Genomic DNA, 19,371 nt, shown 5'->3' with positions numbered 1-19,371 from the left:
ACAATTATCGACTTCTCTTTAGCATATTTTGTAATTATTTTGAATTGTGTATTTCTCTTGGAATCCGAGCGTGATAAACTACAACTATTAATAGAAATAGTATGGGGGTCATTCTCTTGAAACAAGAACCAGTCATCAATCCATATTTCGCAATAGGTATCGGTGTATTATCCGTTTCTACTTCCGCCATACTCGTCAAGCTTTCAACAGCACCTGCACCTGTAATCGCTACTTATCGCTTATTGTTTACAACGTTGTTGATGCTGCCTTTCATCTTTTTATATTTTAGAGAGGATTTCAAGAAGATTGAGAAAAGGGATCTTCTCTTCTGCTTGTTCTCGGGGATTTTTCTAGCATTTCATTTTATCTTATGGTTCGAATCTTTGAACTACACATCAGTGGCAAGCTCAGTCGTCCTTGTCACTTTACAACCGGTATTCGCCTTTGTAGGAACCTATATCTTTTTTAAAGAGAAGCTTTCCTTAAAAGCATTTGTCGGCGGGGGATTAGCCATAGGCGGAAGCATCCTGATCAGCTGGGGAGATTTCAAGATCAGCGGAATGGCGTTGTTTGGGGATCTACTTGCATTGTTAGGGGCGGTTGCAGTAACTGTCTATTATCTATTCGGTCAGACGGTACGAAAACGACTCCATCTGATGACATACACTTTCTTAGTTTATGGAATGGCGACAGGTACCCTTTTCATTTATGATTTATCTCTAGGATACTCGCTGGGTCCTTTCCCGAAAGAAGACTGGGTGTATTTCTTGCTTTTGGCGCTATTCCCTACATTACTAGGGCATACCCTCTTCAACTGGGCATTGAAATATGTAAGTGCAAACGTTGTTTCCATGTCGATATTAGGAGAGCCTGTAGGGGCATCGATCCTTGCTTATTTCATTTTGAATGAAACCGTACGAATTGAACAAATAACCGGTGGTGCTATCATCCTTTTCGGAATCTATGTTTTCTTAAAACGGAAGCGCCTCCCAAAAACAAGAGCAGAGGGTGGCATGAAGCAATATGTCTAAGAACGTCTTCCCTTTTATGATTGTGTTGATTGCATGGATTATGTTGGGATATGCCTTCCAATCATCCGAAAATTTTTGGTTTCTATTCCCTCTTGTGCAGGGTGGCTTGCTGCTTTTCGCTCTTTTATTAGGAAAACTGATGTTGAAGCTCCCAAGCAAAAAGCAGATTGCAATAGGTGTAGGAAGCGGGATTGTACTTTATGGACTTTTTGCCTTTGGAAAACTGCTGGTGAACGTGTTCATGTCTGGTTTATTTGAAGAATTGGAAAATCTGTATGGATTGATTTCTCCTAAAATATGGTGGCACACTCTGATCGTGTTCACAATCATTATTCCAGCTGAGGAATTCTTCTGGAGAGGTTACGTGCAGAGTCGATTATCCGGATCCGTACGTTTCCGATTAGTTTTATCCGTGTTATTGTATGCTCTCGCCCATCTTGCATCCGGCAGCATCCTGCTTGTATTAGCAGCGCTGTTTGCAGGTATCGTATGGGCAATACTGTATGAAAAGACGAAGAATATCCTGGTTCCCCTACTTTCACATCTTGTTTTCGATATCTTGTTATTTCTTGCTTTTCCGTTATTGTAATTTAAGGTATTATAGTTGAAGTTTTGATTTCAGTTATATCGACGAAGGCAACGAGTTTGACGGTGAATCGACACCTCAGTCCATGAAAAAAAGGAATGATCTTTAAAGATTGTTCACCTTAGGATCATTCCTTTGATCTTTGTATTGAATTCGTTTGTTCTTTTCCATTATTGTTGAATTGTTAAAGGTAAGTACTTGTTGATTTCACGGATCGTGCCGTCTTTACGGTAAATGACATGTTCATATCCTTTTTGCTGTGCTCTGTGCTTAGCAACTTCAATTGCATCCTGCTGCGTAAGATGCGTACTAGAGGATCGGTAATTCCCGTCTAAAATATTTGCCCACTTCTTTCCTCTTTTTACGGTTACAATCATTCTAGACATTTTCCCACATCCTTTATCAATTATTTTTAAGGTACTTTTATCCTACCACAGCCTGGACTACTGTTGTATTGGGAAAGTAAGTGGAATTTCATGCAGAAAAACCACATATTTTATCATGGATTTTCCCAATTTTTTTTGGTTGTTGAGGTCTAAAGTTGCATTTTACCAACATAAAGAGAGTGTGATTTGAAAACAAGCATCTACCGCTTCAGGCTGAAATGTGATGCGGATACCGTCTGGATTCATGTTTGTGGCGAAATCGGTTACCACACCTGTTGACTTGATCAAGTCGTGTACTTTTTTATTCTGATTCAACTCTGCAGCTTTTTTCAGTTGTTCTGCAAATCCTTTCTTTTCAGCCACAGCTTCCAGAAATCCATGGAGCTCGTTTGCTGGCCGCAAGAAGCTTTTTGCAGAATGCTTCAATTTCGTCACGTCTTCAGGATCGGTCGAAATCGGAAGACGAGGTACCCATTCTCCCCAACCTGAATAGCCGTCATAATAATCCCACTCTGAATTAGACAAGTGAATCACCGCCCTTTTACCACAATCTATTCAGTCAAGGTTATCCATGTTTCTGATTGACTAACTGATGAAGCTGCCCGCCATTGATTTCACCGATCAATTTTGATTATGTTCCACCAAGTTTTGGATTTGCACCGATATAAGAGGTTTTTGTCCAGATCACAAAAAAACCGCCCTGTTGGACGGTTCATTCATCACTTAATTCACATCGTAGCCTTGATCTTCTACTGCTTCTTTCATTTGTGCCTCTGTAACTTTACCTTCTTCATAATTCACATGTGCCTTACCTTGTTTCAAGTCTACTACTACGTAGTTAACGCCGTTTAAGTCTTGCAGCGCAGTCGTGATTGCCTGCTTGCAATGGTTGCAAGTCATTCCCTTTATATCGAGAGTCTTTTCCATTTTAAAACCTCCTATAAAATTTGTTTTTATAATTTCACTCTTTTCAATCGAAGAGAGTTACTTACCACTGAAACTGAACTGAAGGCCATTGCCGCCCCAGCCACCCATGGCGCTAATAGTCCGAGTGCGGCTACCGGAATGCCTGCTGAGTTATAAAATAGTGCCCAAAATAGGTTTTGGCGTATATTCCTCATCGTCTTTTTACTGAGGCCAATCGCTTTAGCCAGAAGGGTCAGGTCTCCGCCGACCAGGGTGATGTCTGCTGTTTCAATAGCAACATCCGTACCGGTACCGATCGCAACCCCGATATCGGAAAGTGCCAGGGCAGGCGCATCATTGATTCCGTCGCCCACCATCATCACTTTTTTCCCCTGGGATTGCAGTTCACGCACCTTTTCAGATTTATCTTCTGGAAGCACCTCAGCAAAAACACCTTCAATTCCGATCTGATCTGCAATCGCTTTTGCGGTCCGTTGATTGTCACCCGTGATCATGTAAACATCGATTCCCATTCGCTTCAATTGTTCGATCGCTGTTTTAGAAGTATCTTTGATTGTATCTGCCACCGCAACGAGAGCAACCAAGTCTTGATTGACCGCCATAAGCATGACTGTTTTTCCTTCATGCTCCAAATCTTTTATTTTGTCTTCATACTTTGAAGTTTGGATGAGATGTTGTTCCATCAGCTTGCGGGTTCCGACCAGAACCTTACGATACGAGATATCTGCCATAATCCCGTGTCCTGGTACGGCCTCAAAATGGTCGGCTTCCAAACTTTCAACCTGATGTTCCTCACCATAAGCGACAATTGCACTTGCCAATGGATGCTCTGATCCTTTTTCAGCTGATACGAGCAAACTCAGCAATTGATTGTCCTCTCTTAAAGGAATCCATTCTGTCACTTCTGGTTTACCTTTCGTGATCGTTCCAGTCTTATCGAACAATACGGTGTCGATCCGATGGGTACCTTCTAAAAACTCTCCGCCTTTGAAAAGGATTCCCTGTTCGGCACCTTTTCCTGTTCCCACCATGATCGAAGTCGGAGTTGCAAGACCTAGCGCACAAGGACAAGCGATGACGAGTACTGCGATGGATGCTTCAAGAGCCATTGTAAGTTGCCCAGGTGCTGCAAATAGATACCAGATGAAGAACACGACAACACTGATTGCTACGACAATCGGCACGAAAATGCCAGAAATGACATCGGCCATCCTTTGGATCGGAGCCTTGGACCCTTGTGCGTCCTCCACGATTTTGATGATGCCCGCAAGCGCTGTATCTTTCCCGACCTTTGTCGCTTCGATTGTCAACGTGCCATTCTTGTTGATGGTCGAACCGATTACTGAATCGCCAGTGTTTTTTTCAACAGGAATCGACTCACCAGTGATCATCGATTCATCTATCGATGATCGCCCTTTGACGATTTCTCCGTCTACCGGAATCTTTTCTCCAGGTTTTACAAGCAAATGATCCCCTACACGGACTTGATCGACAGCTACTTTCCTTTCCACCCCATTTTCAATGATGGTAGCGTCTTTCGCCTGGAGATTGAGCAGTGATTTGATCGCCAAAGTCGTACGGCCCTTTGCAAGAAATTCGAAGTACTTTCCTACTAAGATCAAAGTGATCAAAATCGCACTAGTTTCAAAATACAATTGGGGTTGGTAACCTGGCCAGTATGCACCCCTCAGCGTTTCCAACAAGCTATAAAAGTAGGCCGCGGAAGTACCTAATGCCACAAGTACATCCATATTAGCGCTTTTATTTTTGAGTGCCCGGTATGCACCGACATAAAACGGGCCACCGATATAGAACTGGACTGGGGTGGCTAATAAAAACTGTACCCAGGGATTCATCAAGAAATGAGGCACAGGGATACCTGTAGTAAAAGGTAAATGCCCGAACATCGTATACAATAATGGCGCTGAAAGCAGGATTGAGAGTAGTAGCTTCCTCTGTCTATTCTTCAGTTCCTTATCTTTCTTCTCTTCTTTCGCGCTTCTATCTTGCTTCACTTCTGCCTTGTATCCAAGCTTTTCGATCCTCTGAAGAATGTCTTCCTCCGTAACAAGCCCGGGTTGTATTTCGATTTTACCCGTTTCTGTCGTCAAATTGACGTTTATGCTTTGGACGCCTTCCATTTTACCAATCACTTTCTCGATACGGCTGGAACAAGCAGCGCATGTCATCCCTTGTATGTCAAGTTCAAGACCTTCAGTCGGTACATCGTATCCAAGCTTTTGTATCCTTTTAATAATGTCTTCGGTTTTCACCGTGTCCGGATCATATTTGATTGTGGCTTCTTCAGTCGACAAATTGACGGTTGCGTTCACCCCGTCCATTTTATTCAATACTTTCTCGATACGGCTGGAACACGCAGCACAAGTCATACCTGTGATAGGTATTTTTTCATCCTTCCACGGCTTTTGTCTTTCTAGTGCTTCACTCATGTGTACACCTTCTTTTATTTATGACTTTGAAAACTGCCTTACAATCTTCATCAATTCTTCGATATATTCATCACCATTACCGGATTCGATGGAATGCTTTACGCATGTATTGGCATGGCGTTCCATCAAAGAAAAACCCACCTGCTTGAGAGCAGAATTGATCGCTGAGATTTGGACGAGGATATCCATACAATAACGATCTTCTTCCACCATTTTGTGCAATCCCCGGACCTGGCCTTCAATCCGCTTAAGACGATTTTGTATTTTGATCTTTTCATTTTCCGTTCTTGGAATGATTGGCGAGTCATGCTCTTCCATCGTTCCACCTTCTTTCATCTTTTCTTAATTATTACTATACCCCCCTACAGTATATTAATCAAGTGTTTTGTATGTGAATTTGGATAATATTAACTTGACTGGGAAGATTAATAATTAGTCTACTTAACAGATGGAGTGGTCATAGTGAGAAGGAAACGGGCCAGGAAGTACATCAGCAAAAACAATGGACAAAATGAAATGAAATCCTACGAGACTGACTTGAATGTAAAAGAGCAACCAATGTCAGAAAATAAAGACCAGAATATCGAGTATTTGAAAAATGCTTTTTTCAATTCGGATGACTTCAGCTCCCGTAGCATTACATTCAATAATCAAAACTATACGATCCTATAGATTAGTTGACAAAGATAAGATCAACAAGCTTGTCATCAAACCTATGTTGGAAGCCCAGGAAGGATCGATCCCTGACACAGTTACGACTGCACATTTAAATGAAACAGATGATTTGATAGATGCGGAAAGAGCCCTTATTAAAGGACAAAGCGTGATCTTATCCGAAAAAGAACCGAAAATGTTCCTGCTGAACGTCTATTTATCTGAATTCCGCACCATACAAGTAAAAATCACTTAAGAAAAAAGAAACGGGCATCCACCCGTTTCTTTTACCTTGGCTTAGCAACAATTCCATTATGGACTTTCATGTAGCCATGCCTTAAGATATCAAATCCTGATTGGTAAAGGTACAACCCCATTTGCCGGATATCCATCAACTCACGGTAAGTGTGGTTCATCACGTCCGCCATGACGCGATAATACATGCGGGATTTCCATTGATTCCGCGGTGTCGTCATGATCACATATCCTCCCGGCTTCAAAAACCGGCGATGGAAATCAAGGATCTCTTCTTTATATGTATCCGGCACATGCTCCAGTAATCCGACGCTGATGACGATATCGAATTCCTTTCCATATTTTAGATTACGGATATCCTCAACGACATACTCGATGTTCATCTGGTGTTTATACCATACTCTTGGGCTTCCAGTCTGAGGATTCACACCTAAGAATGGATATGTATCTGGGAACTCTGCGAAACGGTTTGTCTTACAGAAAGGATCATAATCAACCATGACCACTTGTCCACCGGGATACATCGCTTGCAGTTGCATCGCCTCATATCCCTCTGCGGCACCTAGGAATAGAATGTTCGGCTTCTCAACATCAAGCCCTTCGAACAAAGCTCTTTTCCCTCTCGGATCCCAAATGCCGTCCTCGATGCGGTGAGCATAATTCCAGAGGGAAAGGCGGATCAGGTCTCCTACGCCCTCTTTTACTTCATGTAGTTTGAATTGTTTAAGGTGTTTTATAAGATTTTCATTTGCCTCACTACGTTCTTTAGGCACATCCTTTACAAACCATTCATGAAACGAACGATTGAAATATTCCCAAGACGTTTTAACCGGCATTGTTTGTTTGTGTTCTTTCTCCCAATTGGTCCGATCGACCGACATTGTCTTCACTTCGTAAGGCTTTCCAACCTCTTTCCATGACAGCTTAGACCAATCTTTTACGAGATCACCGTTGAAAAATCTGTCGGGCAATTCATTTCCAGGGTTCCTTAGGTCGATTCGATAGCTAGAAAGTACTTCTGTCATATCAAAATCCTTTTCACCGTAAGGCATTCTTGGCCTCTTCTCTTCCGTTTGAACGACCGTCATATTGATTCCCCCGTCCATCACGTTCTTAACTTCCATATTACACACAGCATATTAAACGAGTCAATGTATATTTTAGAATCTTCTGACTATTATCGCTTTTACCGGTTTCGTGTGAAGAATCGGAAGATGACGAACGCTGCAAACAAGATGGCTGATAACAGAGCGGTATTTTTAACGAGAGAAACATCTGCCTGCTCGACTGCTATCCCGGTATACGCCCATACAAACACAAGCGGATAGATCAAATCCTCGTTTTTTAAGGAAAAGAAAAAGGCAATTAGAGCACCGGCAACCAACAAGATGACCGTCCATGTCAATTCAGAGAGTCCCCATCTGTCCCAGTTGTATAATCGAGTACAATGCTCGCATTAAAGATCGTAGCTGCTGAAACCTACCCAAGGTATACAGAGAATGGCAATCGGTCCATCAATCGGCGTCCGGATGAATTTTGGATCATAGAATAAAGGATGAGCAGCGATATTAACAGGCCAATCATGACGACAATCGTCCAATTGAAGTATTCATAATGCCATAGCACAATCCAGCTTGTGTTCAACAACGAGCTTAATACAAACCAGAAGCCTGTTTTTTGAAAAACGTTATGGTTCACACTTTTCGGAAACAAAAGATAAACAAGCCAAATAGTTAATAAAGTATAAATGACAGACCAGATTGAAAAAACATACCCTGCGGGGGTAAATAATACATCGAAACGGGTAGAGATTTCCCCGGTGGTCTGTCTGTTCAATGGCAGTATGTTCGCATAGGTATTTACACCGATAATCAATAGATAAGATAGTACAGATAGAATGTATAGAACGATTACTTTTTTGTTCATTTTGTCACCTCTACCTCTTACATACCTCTAACAAGTGTGTCTTATTCTTCCTTTTTCTCTACCCCATGCAAAATCATCTGAATGGTCTCTTCGATCGTCCGCTCCTCATCCCAGTCACCATCAGGGAATAGGATAAACCTCCCGAACAATAGGCCTATTATAGATGTGGCTGTAAATCGGATAATCGACTTAGGCGGCAGGTTGATCAGTTCACCCTTTTCCTGAAATGGAGTTATGATCGTTTCGATCCTTGAAACAACCTGGTCCATGACCTTTTCGCCAAAATGCTGTCTTAACTCAGGATGGAAAGGTATTTCTTGGATCATGATTTTCACCACGGATAAATGTTCTTTTATGAAAGCTAACCGATTGTTGAATAATGCTCTTAAAAATTCTTCGTATGAGTTGAAATCCTGTTTGAACACCTTATGAAAATCCTTTATGATCAAGGGCGCCAAGAACTTCGCCATCACTGGAGCAACAATTGATAGGAGCAGATCTTTTTTCGTTTTATAGTGACGGAAGATCGTTCCTTCCGCCACACCTGCTTTCTTTGCAATCTCTGAGGTTGAGGAAGCAGCATAACCTTTTTCTGCGAATACTTCTATCGATGCCATCAGGATCCTCTTTTGTTTTTCAGTCATTTTTTCTTCATCCATCAATAAGAAAAAATCATCCGCCCATTTGTTCAAATCCATACAGGTGACTCCTTTTTATAGAACTTATTGTTTGACTAAAATATAGTTAGTTTCATTAAAAAGTCTTCGGTTTTGTAAAAAAAGTAAAGGCTTATGTCAAAATTAGTTATGTCAAATTATCCGGAGGAACACTCTGTTACTTTTAAAAGCTGCGGTATTTTCGTAACGCAAGAATGTTTGCTGCTGAAAAGAACAAGGAAAATCCTAATAAAACGGCCAGGTTTATCGCTATTTCTTCAAAACCAAGTCCCCTAATCATAACATCGCGCAGCGCATCTGCTGCATAGTAGAGCGGAGTGATCGGTCCGATCCAGCTGACCCAATCCGATATCGCCTCCAAATCGAACAATCCTGAAAAGAACACTTGTGGAACAATCACAATTGGAATAAATTGAATGATTTGCAATTCATTTTGGGCAAAGGCTGATAAAAGGGTTCCGAGGGACAATGCTGTGAATGCACAGAGCAAGGTTACTGACAGGACCCAGATGAAATCTCCAATCATCAGCAGGTCAAGGACATAGATCGAATAAATGACGATGAGGGTGGATTGGATCAACGTAAAAAAGCCGAACCCCAACAGATATCCGATAACGACCTCTGATTTTTTGACTGGGCTTCCCATCAACCTCTCTAAAGTTCCTCCCGTTCTTTCTCTCAAAAAAGAAACACCAGCGATCAGGAATACGAAAAAGAATGCAAAGAAACCGATCAGTACCGGACCAAAGTTATCAAAGCTTGTCATATCTTCAGAACCATAGTAGTATTCCACATCAGGCTTCATATCTTGATCTGGTGACTGAATAGCCTGTTGGACAATATTCAACACCATCTGATTTGTTCCAGGATCACTACCTTCAAGAAGAATTTTCGGTTGATTATCTTCTAACGTAATCCAAGCATCCAAACTGCCTTCCCTAAATTTTTGTTCAGCATCTCCTTGGTCCATTTCACTCACGGTAATTTCCTGCGCTTCCAACAGATCTTTCATCGGTGCTGAAACTTGTTCGATTCCTATCGACGGCACAACATCTTCCCCATTGAATACAAGGGAAATGATCGTCAAGATCAATAACGGTGCAACCAGCATCATTGCCAGCGTCCTTTTATCATGGAAGAATTGCTTGATGATACGGATGGTCAGTGCTCTAACCCTCATGTTTCCCACCTCCATAATATAAAAAGGCTTCCTCGATCGATTCGGATTTCGTCTCTTCCTTTAATGAATCGGGACTTCCTACAGCTATGATGGATCCCTCTCTCATCATCGCTAATCGATCGCACTTGTCAGCTTCATCCATGACATGTGTCGTCACGAGGATCGTCATCCCCTTTTCTTTCAGATTATTAAGTTCATCCCAGATCGATTGTCTGAGAACAGGATCGATTCCTACTGTCGGTTCATCCAAAACGATCAACATCGGCTCATGCAACAAGGCGACTGCCAAGGATAACCTCCTCTTCATTCCTCCCGAATAATTACATACCACCTTCTTTTTATGAGCGGTGAGATCGACAAGCTCAAGTACTTCAGCAATCCGCTCTTTTTGTTTCTTCCCTTTCATCCCATACATTGCAGAAAAGAACTTTAGGTTTTCGCTTCCAGTAAGGTCCTGGTAGAGGCCATCGGTCTGCGCCATATATCCGATCTTGCGGATCAACCTATGGGAGGGCATTTTTTCCTTAAATAGCCGGAGCTCGCCGCTGGTGGGCTTTTCGATTCCAGCAATCATTTTTACAAGAGTCGTCTTTCCTGCCCCTGACGGTCCTAACATTCCAAAAATCTCCCCACCTTGTACTTCCAATGACGTTTTCTTTATGACAGTCGTTTTTCCAAACGCTTTGGTCAAGTCCTTCAGTTCGACCACCATTGTATTGTTCATGTCTTATTCACCTCTCCGAATAAAATAAAGTGAGTGATTACTCACTTTATTTTATTCGATCTTCATTTAGCTATTCCTCTTTTCATAATACATTTATTAAAGGAGTTTTATTTTGAAGAACATTAAAAAAACGTTCACAGCCTCCTGAAATCTGCAATCAAAAAAGCACCGCTTTGACGGGTGCTTTTGGATTACTGATTATTGATTTTCTACTGCTGTATCGAGTGCAACCTCGATCATTTCATTGAATGTTTTTTGTCTTTCTTCTGAAGAAGTCGACTCCCCTGTAAAGACGTGATCACTCACTGTAAGGATAGACAATGCTCTTACCCCGAATTTGTTAGCCAATGTATATAATGCTGATGTTTCCATTTCTACAGCAAGGACTTGATAATCAGCTAATTTTTTCGCCAAATCTAATGTGTCATTGTAGAATGTATCACTTGTGAAGACATTACCGACCTTCACTTCTAATCCGCGTTCCACTGCGTTTTTATATGCGCTGTGGAGGAGATCGAAATTAGCCGTTGGAGAGTAATCGATCCCGAAACGGTGCTGATTGGATGAAGAATCAGTTGATGCTGTCATTGCAATGATGAGGTCACGAACTTTTACATCCTTTTGGAAAGCCCCGCATGTCCCGACTCGGATCAGATTCTTAACACCGTAATTATCCATCAACTCATGAGCATAGATTGAAATGGATGGGACTCCCATCCCCGTCCCTTGGACAGAAATACGCTTGCCTTTATAGGTTCCAGTGAATCCAAGCATTCCTCGGACTTCGTTATAACAAGTTACGTCCTCTAAAAATGTTTCCGCAATATACTTCGCTCTAAGCGGATCTCCTGGAAGCAATATCGTCTCTGCAATTTCGCCTTCTTTAGCTCCGATATGAATACTCATAAAACCATTCCTCCTATAAAATCTCAGTCATTGGTGTAGTCGCTGTTCTTTAGGGTATCTGTACTCAAACAATACAATCCTACATTATTATAGTGCTTGGTCATCTACAGAATCAAGCCACTGCTCGATTTCAGAAACGACAGATTGTACACAGGTTTCCTCGAAAGGAGCTTGAAGGTTTGCAAGCTCCACTAGCTCTGTGAACGATTTGCTTCCTCCCTGTTTACATAAATGAAGATATTCAGACCATGCCTGCTCCTTGTTTTCGTTTGCTTTTCTCCAAAATTGCAGTGCGCAGATTTGAGCCAATGTATAGTCGATATAATAAAATGGAGTCCGGAAGATATGACCCTGTTGATGCCAGAACCCACCTCGTTCCAAGTATTCATTTTCTGTATAATCACGGTGTGGAAGATACTTCCGCTCTATTTCCCTCCAAGAGGATTTCCGATCAGCAGGTGATGTTTCCGGATTCTCGTAAACGTAATGTTGAAACTCATCTACAGCAACTCCGTATGGAATGAACGTCAGTGCCCCGCTTAAATGGCTGAACTTGTATTTTTCCGTATCCTCTTTAAAAAATAACTTCATCCATGGCCATGTAAAAAACTCCATGCTCATTGAATGGATCTCAGCAGCTTCATATGTCGGAAAACTATATTCCGGGACAGACAAATGCCGGCTGGAAAATACCTGAAACGCATGTCCTGCTTCATGGGTCAGAACATCGATGTCATGAGAAGTACCAACGAAATTAGAAAAGATGAACGGTGCTTTATATTTGCTTATATAGGTGCAATATCCACCCGAACGTTTCCCGCGTTTACTGACGAGATCCATAAGCTCATTCTCATTCATGAATTGAAAGAATTCATCCGTTTCAGAAGAAAACTCCGCATACATCTTTTTACCATTTTCAATGATCCATTCTGGATTTCCTTTTGGAGTTGGGTTGCCTGATTTAAAACTGAAAGGCAAGTCATAATAAGTCAACCTGTCAAGGCCGATCCGCTTCTTCTGCCGTTCATATAATTTCTGGGTGATGGGGATTATATGATCCTTTACTTGATCCCTGAATACACCTACCTCTATTGCCGTGTAGTCAGTCCTGGTCAATCGATCATATCCAAGCTGTACGAAGGTATCATAACCTAATTTCTTCGCAATCACTGTTCGTACTTTTACAAGCTGATCGTAAATATCATCAAGCTTTTCTTCATTTTCCAGGAAGAATCCATATCGAGCTTCACTTGCCCGTTTCCTCAAATTCCTGTCCTTTGATTGTATGAAAGGGCTTAACTGTGCTAACGTTCGCTCCTCCCCTTCAAACTCGATCTTTGCAGAAGCAATCAACTTCGAATATTCTGAAGCAAGTTTATTTTCTTTTTTCAAATCGTCAACAATTTCATCTGAAAAGGTTTTTAATGATAACTCTGCAATTTTGAAAAGCTGTGGTCCCCATTCCTTTTCCAATTCGGATCGAAATTTGGAATCAACAAGCTTTTTATAAAACTTTGATATGTACCCTTCATAGATCGGGGAATTTTCATCAAAAAAATCATGCTCTTCTTTATAATACTCATCATTCGTATCAATCGTATGCCGTACATGACAGATATTCATCATCGACTCGAACTCATTGCGAAGCTCTACAATATGATCAAGCTGCTGATTCTGTTCTTTGTAACTATCAGCTTGTGCGAATTCTTTCAATAAAGAAAAAAACGCTTGTTGAAACTTTTCCATATCAGGCCTTTCATACTTATAATCTGAAAATTTCATACACGAAGTCTCCTTTTTTCAAATTGCCGGTCCATACGTCTTTCTACATTCCATTGTAAGAATCCTTTCTTATTCCTTTGTTTCACCATTTCGTCTAGAAAAAGCGGCATCATAATAATAGAGTTTCGGGAACCTCGAATATACCCAATGGTCATGAAAAAGAGATACTGTCATAAATGCAATCAGCTGCCAGTCTAACCCCTTCACCAGCCCCTCCACCCTTCTCATCTTGTTCTTTCATCATATGATTCATACAGGATGTCTCATAAAGGAATTTTAAAAATAAGTTTTTAAGGTATAACAGGAGCAGATGTTGATTGATGACAAATAGTGGGGGAACCATAATTAGTGAGAATTTAAGAATAATAGGTGAAAGTATAATAGATAACCGTTTAGAAATCTTGAAAACTTCTATGGAAATGAGAATGGAAGAAGAACCAGAACTGGCAAAAAAAATCATGTCACAAGAGATCACCTTGATGACACAAGAGGAAGCACAAGAATTCACAGCGACTTTCATTACATATTTGGGAGAAGCACTTTCCGGTGATGAGGGGGATGCGTGCAGAGTTGACACAAACAGTCGTATCGCTAGGAATTAACTTTAAGGACATTTTAACATTCAGCAATCTACAAAAGGCTTTGGAATCAATCGGTTTTTCACAGCATTCTTCCCAAAATTCTTAAACCGAAAAGATGACGAGAGGCTTTCCCATAATTGTCTGACTCTCACCGATTCTAACAACATTTTAAGAAAAAGCTAGTTTTGATACAAAATATTTGGTTGGTGGTGTCTGACACTATTGTTTTTAGGACCATCCCCTTTCTTTTCATCACACCGTTTTTTCTGTGGAAATGATGAATCGATGTTCCTTCAATCCAATATACACCTCTTTTTCAATTTCATCTTCAATCTACATCAATTCATCTTGATGAGACTCGATAGTAAGTTCGGCACTTGCAATAGCACCGCCTTCAAGTCATAGAGAATTGTCATAGAAGCAGCTGTAAGAAAACGATTCTCTTGCTGACTATATTGAGAAACCAGTCCTTCTCAGCTTTTCCATTGCATATCCCATTTTTTCTTCCTTATTCATAAGCTGACACTACTTTCTTATGTGATTATGTACGTTTGTTTTCAGGCTGTTTCAGCCAGTACCGTATACCTCTTCCGGCATATGGTTCGTCGTTATATCTTGGTATGATATGAAAATGAGCATGGAAGATGAACTGATTGGAAACCTCTCCGACATTCCATCCTAATGTATAACCGTCTGGGTTGAACGTCTCTTCAATATATCTCTTGGCTTTCTGAAGGAGATTTTGTGTCGCCTCCCACTCTTTCTTACTAAGTGCAAATGCATCTTTTCGATGGGCTTTCGGAACAATTACCCCTGTGCCTTCAAGGACATCTTGGTGTTTCGGATTTTGTAAGTAATAGCAAAATTCATTCTCAAAAACAATATTTTGATCAGGATCTTTACGCGGATTACAAAATGGACATTCTTCCATATAAATCACCTCTCTTGATGTTGTTTTCCCTTTGACCACTTCTACTATTTCTGTTCATAGGATGGTGTTCCTTCCACCACAATAATAAAGTCTGGCATATGCGTAATAAATTTAAATTTGCTACGCTAAATGTCAGACTTTAGGTCTTTTTATTGTGTGTTTACCATATCCGAGGATTTTACGGAAATTCTGTAGTCGTCAAACCAACCTGAAATTTGTTCCAGCCTTGCAACCCTCATTACCGGGTCTCCGGAGCGAGATAAGTTGTGATCCGCATCAGGAAAACGAACAAAGCGTGTCGTCTTGTTTTGTTGCTTCAAAGCAACGAATAATTGCTCTGCTTGCTCAATTGGACATCGGTAATCCCTCTCCCCATGCAAAATGAGGAGTGGCGTTTCTATTTGTTTGACGAGTCTTATCGGTGAATGGTGCCATAACTTTTCAGGATCGTCCTCCATATGAGCACCTATCTCCCATTGGGTAAAGAAATACCCGATATCACTTACACCATAAAAACTATGCCAGTTACAAATAGAGCGCTGTGTGACAGCAGCTTTGAATCGATTTGTATTTCCGACGATCCAGTTGGTCATGAATCCACCGTAACTTCCACCGGTAACAAACAGCTGCTCTGGGTCGATCCATTCATAACTTTCTAAAGCATGATCGACTCCTGCCATAAGGTCTTCATAGTCTCCACCGCCATAATCGCCACAACAAGCATTGACAAAGGTTTGCCCATACCCATGGCCTCCTCTAGGGTTCAAGTACAACACCGTATATTCCTTTGACGTCAACACCTGGAACTCGTGGAAAAAAGTATTCCCGTACATCATATGTGGCCCGCCATGTATCTCCAGGACCAGCGGATATTTCTTCTCTTTTTTAAAATTATGCGGTTTGAGGATCCATCCATGAATCACCGTGCCATCCTGGCTTGGAAACTGGACGGGCTCCGGGACGGATAACTTGGTATTATTCATCAGCGATTCATTATGGAAAGTAAGAGGTTCTTCCATCAAACTATTGATATCATGTCGGACGAGCTCCCCAGGGTGTGTCGGAGTACTGACAGCAAGGTACACGTCTTTCCTATTGTCATCAACAGCATACTGGAAGATATGACGGTCACCTTCTACAATCTTATCGACATTTCCAAATAAATCGATGGAATAAAGCTCTGTGTTACCAAACTCGCTTGCTAAAAAATAGAGCATTTCACTATTGCTGCTCCAACGCAAGTTCGGTGATGGTTCGACAGCATGCAAATCACTGATCATCATATCCCCGACTTGGAGATCGAGTTTTTCAGTCAAGCATTGAGTAGTGGAGTGTTCCCGATCATAAACGAAAATTTCATTATATGTCGCTCCACCATAATGCTGATCATGGCCGACATATGCAATGTATCTCCCGTCTGGTGAACACACCGGATGAGAAAATGTTCCCTCCATTTCTGTTATTTTTACAGGATCCCCTTCATGCTTACAATAATAGACATTCGAACGACGGTACGAACCGGGAACATCTTCTTCAAATTTCGAATAGACGATTGCCTGTCCGTCAGGCGTAAAGTTGGCATTCAGATGATCATGATCCCCGTTAGACAACCTATTGATTTTTCGATATTGTAACGATATTTCGCTGATATGAACATAAGATTGATAGGTTAAAGTTGCCTTCCCGTCAGCCTTGTATTTCAGTTTCTCAACCACGATCGGCTTAGGTTCTTCTTTATCCTTCTTCTCAAGAGTGTATTGATATAGGACTGATTTTCCTTCTGGATGCCATGATGGGCTGGACACACCATTTTCTTCATCAGTAAGTTGCTCTGGCTCACCGCCCTCCGTTGAAATCAGCCATACTTGATTTTTTCCAGATCGGTTTGACAAAAACAGCAATGACATACCATCTGGAGACCATCTCGGAAAAGTATCCATGGAATTGCTTCTCGTCCATCGAACAGCTTTATTCGTCCCGATATCCAACAAATAAAGGTTCGATTGATATTTCTTTTGATCATTAATTTCTTTTACAACATAGGCCAAGCGGTTTCCATCGGGAGACAATTGTGGATCACTGACAAATTTCAAGTTGTATAGATCGTCAATTTTAATACCATGTAATTGATCCATATTTCATCCTCCTTCGAAATTATTATGATTTCATTTTTGGGTCGAACGCATCCCGTAATCCATCACCAACAAAGTTAAAAGCTAAAACAGTAATCAGAATCATTACTCCAGGGAAAAACGGATACCATGGAGCTGTATACATGATCGTCAAGTTTTGGGCGTCCTGGAGCATGTTCCCCCAACTTGGTGTTGGTGGTTGTACCCCTAATCCTAAATAACTGAGAGCCGATTCTGCCAGGATGATCAATACTAATATAATCAATCCAATTCCAGGCCAGTTGAAGATTTTCTCCACAATGACAGTACCAACAAAAAATGAAGGTAGCAAAAGACCGAAAATCGTGATGATCGGAATCAGACCATTATGGAGACCATGTTTATACAAGACTCTTTTTCTTTAAAGCCTTTCGCCCGTGCCGTCCTTATACAATCCTGCTGAAACCATGACCTCTCTCAACCCCGGTTTTGACGATTGGTGAACAAATTGTAGAAGTTATTACATACACAAATGGTCCACCATGAAAGAAGGCGGAATTTTCACACTTTTTGGATTAATTTAAAACATTATAAAATTATCCCAATAAACAATCAATTATATTTTAAAGAAAATTTAATCATTTGTAATTTTTGTCAAATAAAATGCTTGATCATTTATAGGTAAATGAACCGAAAATCCTTTTATATCAACAGTTTTACATACATGAAAAAAGATGCAAAAAATATTTTTTTGCATCTTAAAATCGTTCGTCGTTTATCTTGTTAATGCGACAGTTTTCTTCTTTTTTCGTGATGTGATTGTCAGGTAGCGCACCATGATGATGATCACAAATATGAATGAAGTGACGCCAAATGCTATGACCATGTATTTGAAACCGATCGTATCAAGGAACAAACCAGTCAATAGCATCAATGCTTGAAATAGGATATTATCAACCATTCCTTTGATGGAAAAGAACCGGCCATGATAGTCAGATGGCACATCCGTTTGGAAAATGGTCATGACCACCGGAAAGAGTGTTCCAGCTGCTAACCCGAATAGCCCGAAGGAAAAGATTGATATCATCGGATGATCAGCCAGGAACAACGTAGTCTGTGCGGTTGCAATGATAAAAGTAATAGCAAACATATAGGTGAGCTTTGGATTTTCTTTGAAAAACTTCCCTGCCAGGAATGTTCCCACAAATACACAAAGCCCTTCTACCGTATATAGGATCCCTTTGATACCTGGATTGTCTTGCAACTCACTGATTTCGATAACAATCAAATTGAATCCAGCTAAAAACAGGAATGCAGGCATCAAGAGAAAGATTCCATAGACCACCATTGGTTGTTTTCGTACAATCGGGTACAACTCACGCAATGTACTGATGAAGTTTTCCTTCTTGTCTTTTTTATCCACTTTCTTCGGTCCTTCATCCACTTTGATGAAAAAGGTGCCGATCAGCAGAAGTACATAGGATATAAGTGTCACGGTATAAAGAGAAAAAAGGGACATTCCGACAAGCATGAGCCCCCCAAGTGCAGTACCAACGATCCTTGCACCAGTGAAAATGTTCACGTTCACGCTGTTTGCATCAAGCAGCTGCTCTTTCGATACAATCAATGGGATCATGGTTTGCATGGCTGGATTGGAAAATGTCCCAGAGATTCCAATGATAAACGTATAGACCAACATCCACCACACCGAATTCGTCGCAATGGCCAGGTACATGAACAATATGGCGATACATCGTGCTATCCCCGCGTAGATCAAAATGTTACGTTTAACACTCCGGTCGATTACCCGACCTGCCATCGGAGCAAGAAAAATTCCAACCAGAAATCCTGATAATATGATGAGTGCCTGTAAAAATGATGATTCAACATTCTTTTGTAAGAACTCTAGGTTTCCGATGATCCCAACCCATAGTCCTGTACTTGAAACCGCTAAACCGAACATGAGCAATAAGAAATTACGGTTTCTCCACACGGTTTTCTATCCCCTCTCACAAGATTCGAAAAAAGTATTTCGAGTCTCTAAATATATGTATATATTATAAAACGGTTGCCGTTAAATTGCACCATTTTTATTCTGGTTGTGAATATTTCAGATTGTTCAGATTTTCCTTATATGCCATGCATTTTTCCAAATCCACATCATAAATATTCGCCGGTGCGCAGACATAATACACTTTCTCTTTTTGTTTTGATGAATGTAATATTGATTTGTAAGAAAATTGCTTCAAGCGAAATTCACGACA

Annotated in this window: 21 protein-coding genes and 1 pseudogene; 5 read left to right on the top strand and 17 right to left on the bottom strand. The window is 40.9% G+C overall.

All coding sequences use genetic code 11. The features are described 5' to 3' along the window. The first annotated feature begins 116 nt into the window (after positions 1 to 116). Together ACJROX_RS09880 and ACJROX_RS09875 are read left to right on the top strand one after the other, a co-directional pair. Entirely contained in the window at positions 117 to 1,031 is a 915-nt protein-coding gene (locus ACJROX_RS09880) for a DMT family transporter (RefSeq protein ID WP_408010587.1), read from the top strand. Further along, on the top strand, positions 1,024 to 1,620 hold the full coding sequence (locus tag ACJROX_RS09875) for a lysostaphin resistance A-like protein (RefSeq protein WP_408010586.1): 597 nt from the start codon (positions 1,024 to 1,026) through the stop codon (positions 1,618 to 1,620). Before ACJROX_RS09880 ends, ACJROX_RS09875 begins: the two co-directional genes overlap by 8 nt. 167 nt (positions 1,621 to 1,787) lie before the next feature. Here ACJROX_RS09875 and ACJROX_RS09870 read toward each other — a convergent pair whose 3' ends face one another. The 5 genes from ACJROX_RS09870 to ACJROX_RS09850 form a co-directional block, all read right to left on the bottom strand. After that, the gene (locus ACJROX_RS09870; RefSeq protein ID WP_221563614.1) at positions 1,788 to 2,003 is read right to left on the bottom strand and encodes a DUF2188 domain-containing protein; all 216 of its coding nucleotides are present in this window, start codon (positions 2,001 to 2,003) and stop codon (positions 1,788 to 1,790) included. A 162-nt stretch (positions 2,004 to 2,165) separates the two neighbouring features. Continuing rightward, a complete protein-coding gene (locus tag ACJROX_RS09865) occupies positions 2,166 to 2,528 on the bottom strand; it encodes a hypothetical protein (RefSeq protein WP_408010585.1) in 363 nt (120 codons plus the stop codon). A gap of 198 nt (positions 2,529 to 2,726) precedes the next feature. Then, positions 2,727 to 2,930 (bottom strand): copper chaperone CopZ, encoded by a 204-nt coding sequence (gene copZ / locus ACJROX_RS09860; RefSeq protein ID WP_408010584.1) that lies wholly within the window; start codon positions 2,928 to 2,930, stop codon positions 2,727 to 2,729. A 26-nt stretch (positions 2,931 to 2,956) separates the two neighbouring features. After that, positions 2,957 to 5,380 (bottom strand): heavy metal translocating P-type ATPase, encoded by a 2,424-nt coding sequence (locus ACJROX_RS09855; RefSeq protein WP_408010583.1) that lies wholly within the window; start codon positions 5,378 to 5,380, stop codon positions 2,957 to 2,959. 18 nt (positions 5,381 to 5,398) lie between these two features. Next, on the bottom strand, positions 5,399 to 5,716 hold the full coding sequence (locus tag ACJROX_RS09850; RefSeq protein WP_408010582.1) for a metal-sensing transcriptional repressor: 318 nt from the start codon (positions 5,714 to 5,716) through the stop codon (positions 5,399 to 5,401). A 126-nt stretch (positions 5,717 to 5,842) separates the two neighbouring features. On the opposite strand from ACJROX_RS09850, the gene ACJROX_RS09845 reads away from it, so the two are divergent. Together ACJROX_RS09845 and ACJROX_RS09840 are read left to right on the top strand one after the other, a co-directional pair. Further along, entirely contained in the window at positions 5,843 to 6,052 is a 210-nt protein-coding gene (locus tag ACJROX_RS09845) for a hypothetical protein (RefSeq protein ID WP_408010581.1), read from the top strand. Positions 6,053 to 6,095: 43 nt separating this feature from the next. After that, positions 6,096 to 6,290 (top strand): hypothetical protein, encoded by a 195-nt coding sequence (locus ACJROX_RS09840; protein WP_408010580.1) that lies wholly within the window; start codon positions 6,096 to 6,098, stop codon positions 6,288 to 6,290. Positions 6,291 to 6,321: 31 nt separating this feature from the next. Here ACJROX_RS09840 and ACJROX_RS09835 read toward each other — a convergent pair whose 3' ends face one another. The 8 genes from ACJROX_RS09835 to ACJROX_RS09800 form a co-directional block, all read right to left on the bottom strand. Continuing rightward, positions 6,322 to 7,413 (bottom strand): class I SAM-dependent methyltransferase, encoded by a 1,092-nt coding sequence (locus ACJROX_RS09835; protein ID WP_408010579.1) that lies wholly within the window; start codon positions 7,411 to 7,413, stop codon positions 6,322 to 6,324. A gap of 62 nt (positions 7,414 to 7,475) precedes the next feature. Continuing rightward, positions 7,476 to 7,694: a hypothetical protein gene (locus ACJROX_RS09830; RefSeq protein WP_408010578.1), complete on the bottom strand. Its 219-nt coding sequence runs from the start codon at positions 7,692 to 7,694 to the stop codon at positions 7,476 to 7,478. Positions 7,695 to 7,768: 74 nt separating this feature from the next. Then, positions 7,769 to 8,215 carry a hypothetical protein gene (locus tag ACJROX_RS09825; RefSeq protein WP_408010577.1) on the bottom strand — a complete coding sequence of 149 codons (447 nt, stop codon included), beginning with the start codon at positions 8,213 to 8,215 and terminating at the stop codon, positions 7,769 to 7,771. A gap of 41 nt (positions 8,216 to 8,256) precedes the next feature. After that, positions 8,257 to 8,913: a TetR/AcrR family transcriptional regulator gene (locus ACJROX_RS09820; RefSeq protein ID WP_408010576.1), complete on the bottom strand. Its 657-nt coding sequence runs from the start codon at positions 8,911 to 8,913 to the stop codon at positions 8,257 to 8,259. A gap of 142 nt (positions 8,914 to 9,055) precedes the next feature. After that, positions 9,056 to 10,072 carry an ABC transporter permease gene (locus tag ACJROX_RS09815; RefSeq protein WP_408010575.1) on the bottom strand — a complete coding sequence of 339 codons (1,017 nt, stop codon included), beginning with the start codon at positions 10,070 to 10,072 and terminating at the stop codon, positions 9,056 to 9,058. Beyond that, entirely contained in the window at positions 10,062 to 10,796 is a 735-nt protein-coding gene (locus tag ACJROX_RS09810) for an ABC transporter ATP-binding protein (RefSeq protein ID WP_408010574.1), read from the bottom strand. Before ACJROX_RS09810 ends, ACJROX_RS09815 begins: the two co-directional genes overlap by 11 nt. Positions 10,797 to 10,994: 198 nt before the next feature. Next, on the bottom strand, positions 10,995 to 11,702 hold the full coding sequence (deoD, locus tag ACJROX_RS09805) for a purine-nucleoside phosphorylase (RefSeq protein WP_408010573.1): 708 nt from the start codon (positions 11,700 to 11,702) through the stop codon (positions 10,995 to 10,997). Positions 11,703 to 11,789: 87 nt separating this feature from the next. Next, positions 11,790 to 13,484: a M3 family oligoendopeptidase gene (locus ACJROX_RS09800; protein ID WP_408010572.1), complete on the bottom strand. Its 1,695-nt coding sequence runs from the start codon at positions 13,482 to 13,484 to the stop codon at positions 11,790 to 11,792. Positions 13,485 to 13,801: 317 nt separating this feature from the next. On the opposite strand from ACJROX_RS09800, the gene ACJROX_RS09795 reads away from it, so the two are divergent. Beyond that, entirely contained in the window at positions 13,802 to 14,086 is a 285-nt protein-coding gene (locus ACJROX_RS09795; RefSeq protein WP_408010571.1) for a hypothetical protein, read from the top strand. A 520-nt stretch (positions 14,087 to 14,606) separates the two neighbouring features. Here the strand turns inward: ACJROX_RS09795 and ACJROX_RS09790 are convergent. The 4 genes and pseudogenes from ACJROX_RS09790 to ACJROX_RS09775 all read right to left on the bottom strand — a co-directional run bounded on the left by ACJROX_RS09790 (position 14,607) and on the right by ACJROX_RS09775 (position 19,100). Next, complete coding sequence (locus ACJROX_RS09790; protein ID WP_408011624.1) at positions 14,607 to 14,996, bottom strand: HIT family protein; 390 nt, start codon at positions 14,994 to 14,996, stop codon at positions 14,607 to 14,609. 149 nt (positions 14,997 to 15,145) lie between these two features. Further along, positions 15,146 to 17,131 (bottom strand): prolyl oligopeptidase family serine peptidase, encoded by a 1,986-nt coding sequence (locus tag ACJROX_RS09785; protein WP_408010570.1) that lies wholly within the window; start codon positions 17,129 to 17,131, stop codon positions 15,146 to 15,148. A 22-nt stretch (positions 17,132 to 17,153) separates the two neighbouring features. After that, positions 17,154 to 17,375 (bottom strand): annotated as a pseudogene (locus ACJROX_RS09780) (ABC transporter permease); the annotation flags it as partial. A 507-nt stretch (positions 17,376 to 17,882) separates the two neighbouring features. After that, on the bottom strand, positions 17,883 to 19,100 hold the full coding sequence (locus tag ACJROX_RS09775; protein WP_408010569.1) for an MFS transporter: 1,218 nt from the start codon (positions 19,098 to 19,100) through the stop codon (positions 17,883 to 17,885). Positions 19,101 to 19,371 lie beyond the last annotated feature (271 nt).

Origin of the sequence: Pseudalkalibacillus sp. A8 (assembly GCF_045920555.1) — a bacterium.
GTDB lineage: Bacteria > Bacillota > Bacilli > Bacillales > Fictibacillaceae > Pseudalkalibacillus.
This window is presented reverse-complemented; position numbering and strand designations above follow the sequence as displayed.

What these genes read in the sequence shown, in the direction of transcription:
- ACJROX_RS09875 (WP_408010586.1), top strand. Translation starts at nt 1,024, where the DNA reads ATGTCTAAGAACGTCTTCCCTTTTATGATTGTGTTGATTGCATGGATT.
- ACJROX_RS09870 (WP_221563614.1), bottom strand. Translation starts at nt 2,003, where the DNA reads ATGTCTAGAATGATTGTAACCGTAAAAAGAGGAAAGAAGTGGGCAAAT.
- copZ (WP_408010584.1), bottom strand. Translation starts at nt 2,930, where the DNA reads ATGGAAAAGACTCTCGATATAAAGGGAATGACTTGCAACCATTGCAAG.
- ACJROX_RS09855 (WP_408010583.1), bottom strand. Translation starts at nt 5,380, where the DNA reads ATGAGTGAAGCACTAGAAAGACAAAAGCCGTGGAAGGATGAAAAAATA.
- ACJROX_RS09850 (WP_408010582.1), bottom strand. Translation starts at nt 5,716, where the DNA reads ATGAAAGAAGGTGGAACGATGGAAGAGCATGACTCGCCAATCATTCCA.
- ACJROX_RS09840 (WP_408010580.1), top strand. Translation starts at nt 6,096, where the DNA reads ATGTTGGAAGCCCAGGAAGGATCGATCCCTGACACAGTTACGACTGCA.
- ACJROX_RS09835 (WP_408010579.1), bottom strand. Translation starts at nt 7,413, where the DNA reads ATGGAAGTTAAGAACGTGATGGACGGGGGAATCAATATGACGGTCGTT.
- ACJROX_RS09825 (WP_408010577.1), bottom strand. Translation starts at nt 8,215, where the DNA reads ATGAACAAAAAAGTAATCGTTCTATACATTCTATCTGTACTATCTTAT.
- ACJROX_RS09820 (WP_408010576.1), bottom strand. Translation starts at nt 8,913, where the DNA reads ATGGATTTGAACAAATGGGCGGATGATTTTTTCTTATTGATGGATGAA.
- ACJROX_RS09815 (WP_408010575.1), bottom strand. Translation starts at nt 10,072, where the DNA reads ATGAGGGTTAGAGCACTGACCATCCGTATCATCAAGCAATTCTTCCAT.
- ACJROX_RS09810 (WP_408010574.1), bottom strand. Translation starts at nt 10,796, where the DNA reads ATGAACAATACAATGGTGGTCGAACTGAAGGACTTGACCAAAGCGTTT.
- deoD (WP_408010573.1), bottom strand. Translation starts at nt 11,702, where the DNA reads ATGAGTATTCATATCGGAGCTAAAGAAGGCGAAATTGCAGAGACGATA.
- ACJROX_RS09800 (WP_408010572.1), bottom strand. Translation starts at nt 13,484, where the DNA reads ATGAAATTTTCAGATTATAAGTATGAAAGGCCTGATATGGAAAAGTTT.
- ACJROX_RS09790 (WP_408011624.1), bottom strand. Translation starts at nt 14,996, where the DNA reads ATGGAAGAATGTCCATTTTGTAATCCGCGTAAAGATCCTGATCAAAAT.
- ACJROX_RS09785 (WP_408010570.1), bottom strand. Translation starts at nt 17,131, where the DNA reads ATGGATCAATTACATGGTATTAAAATTGACGATCTATACAACTTGAAA.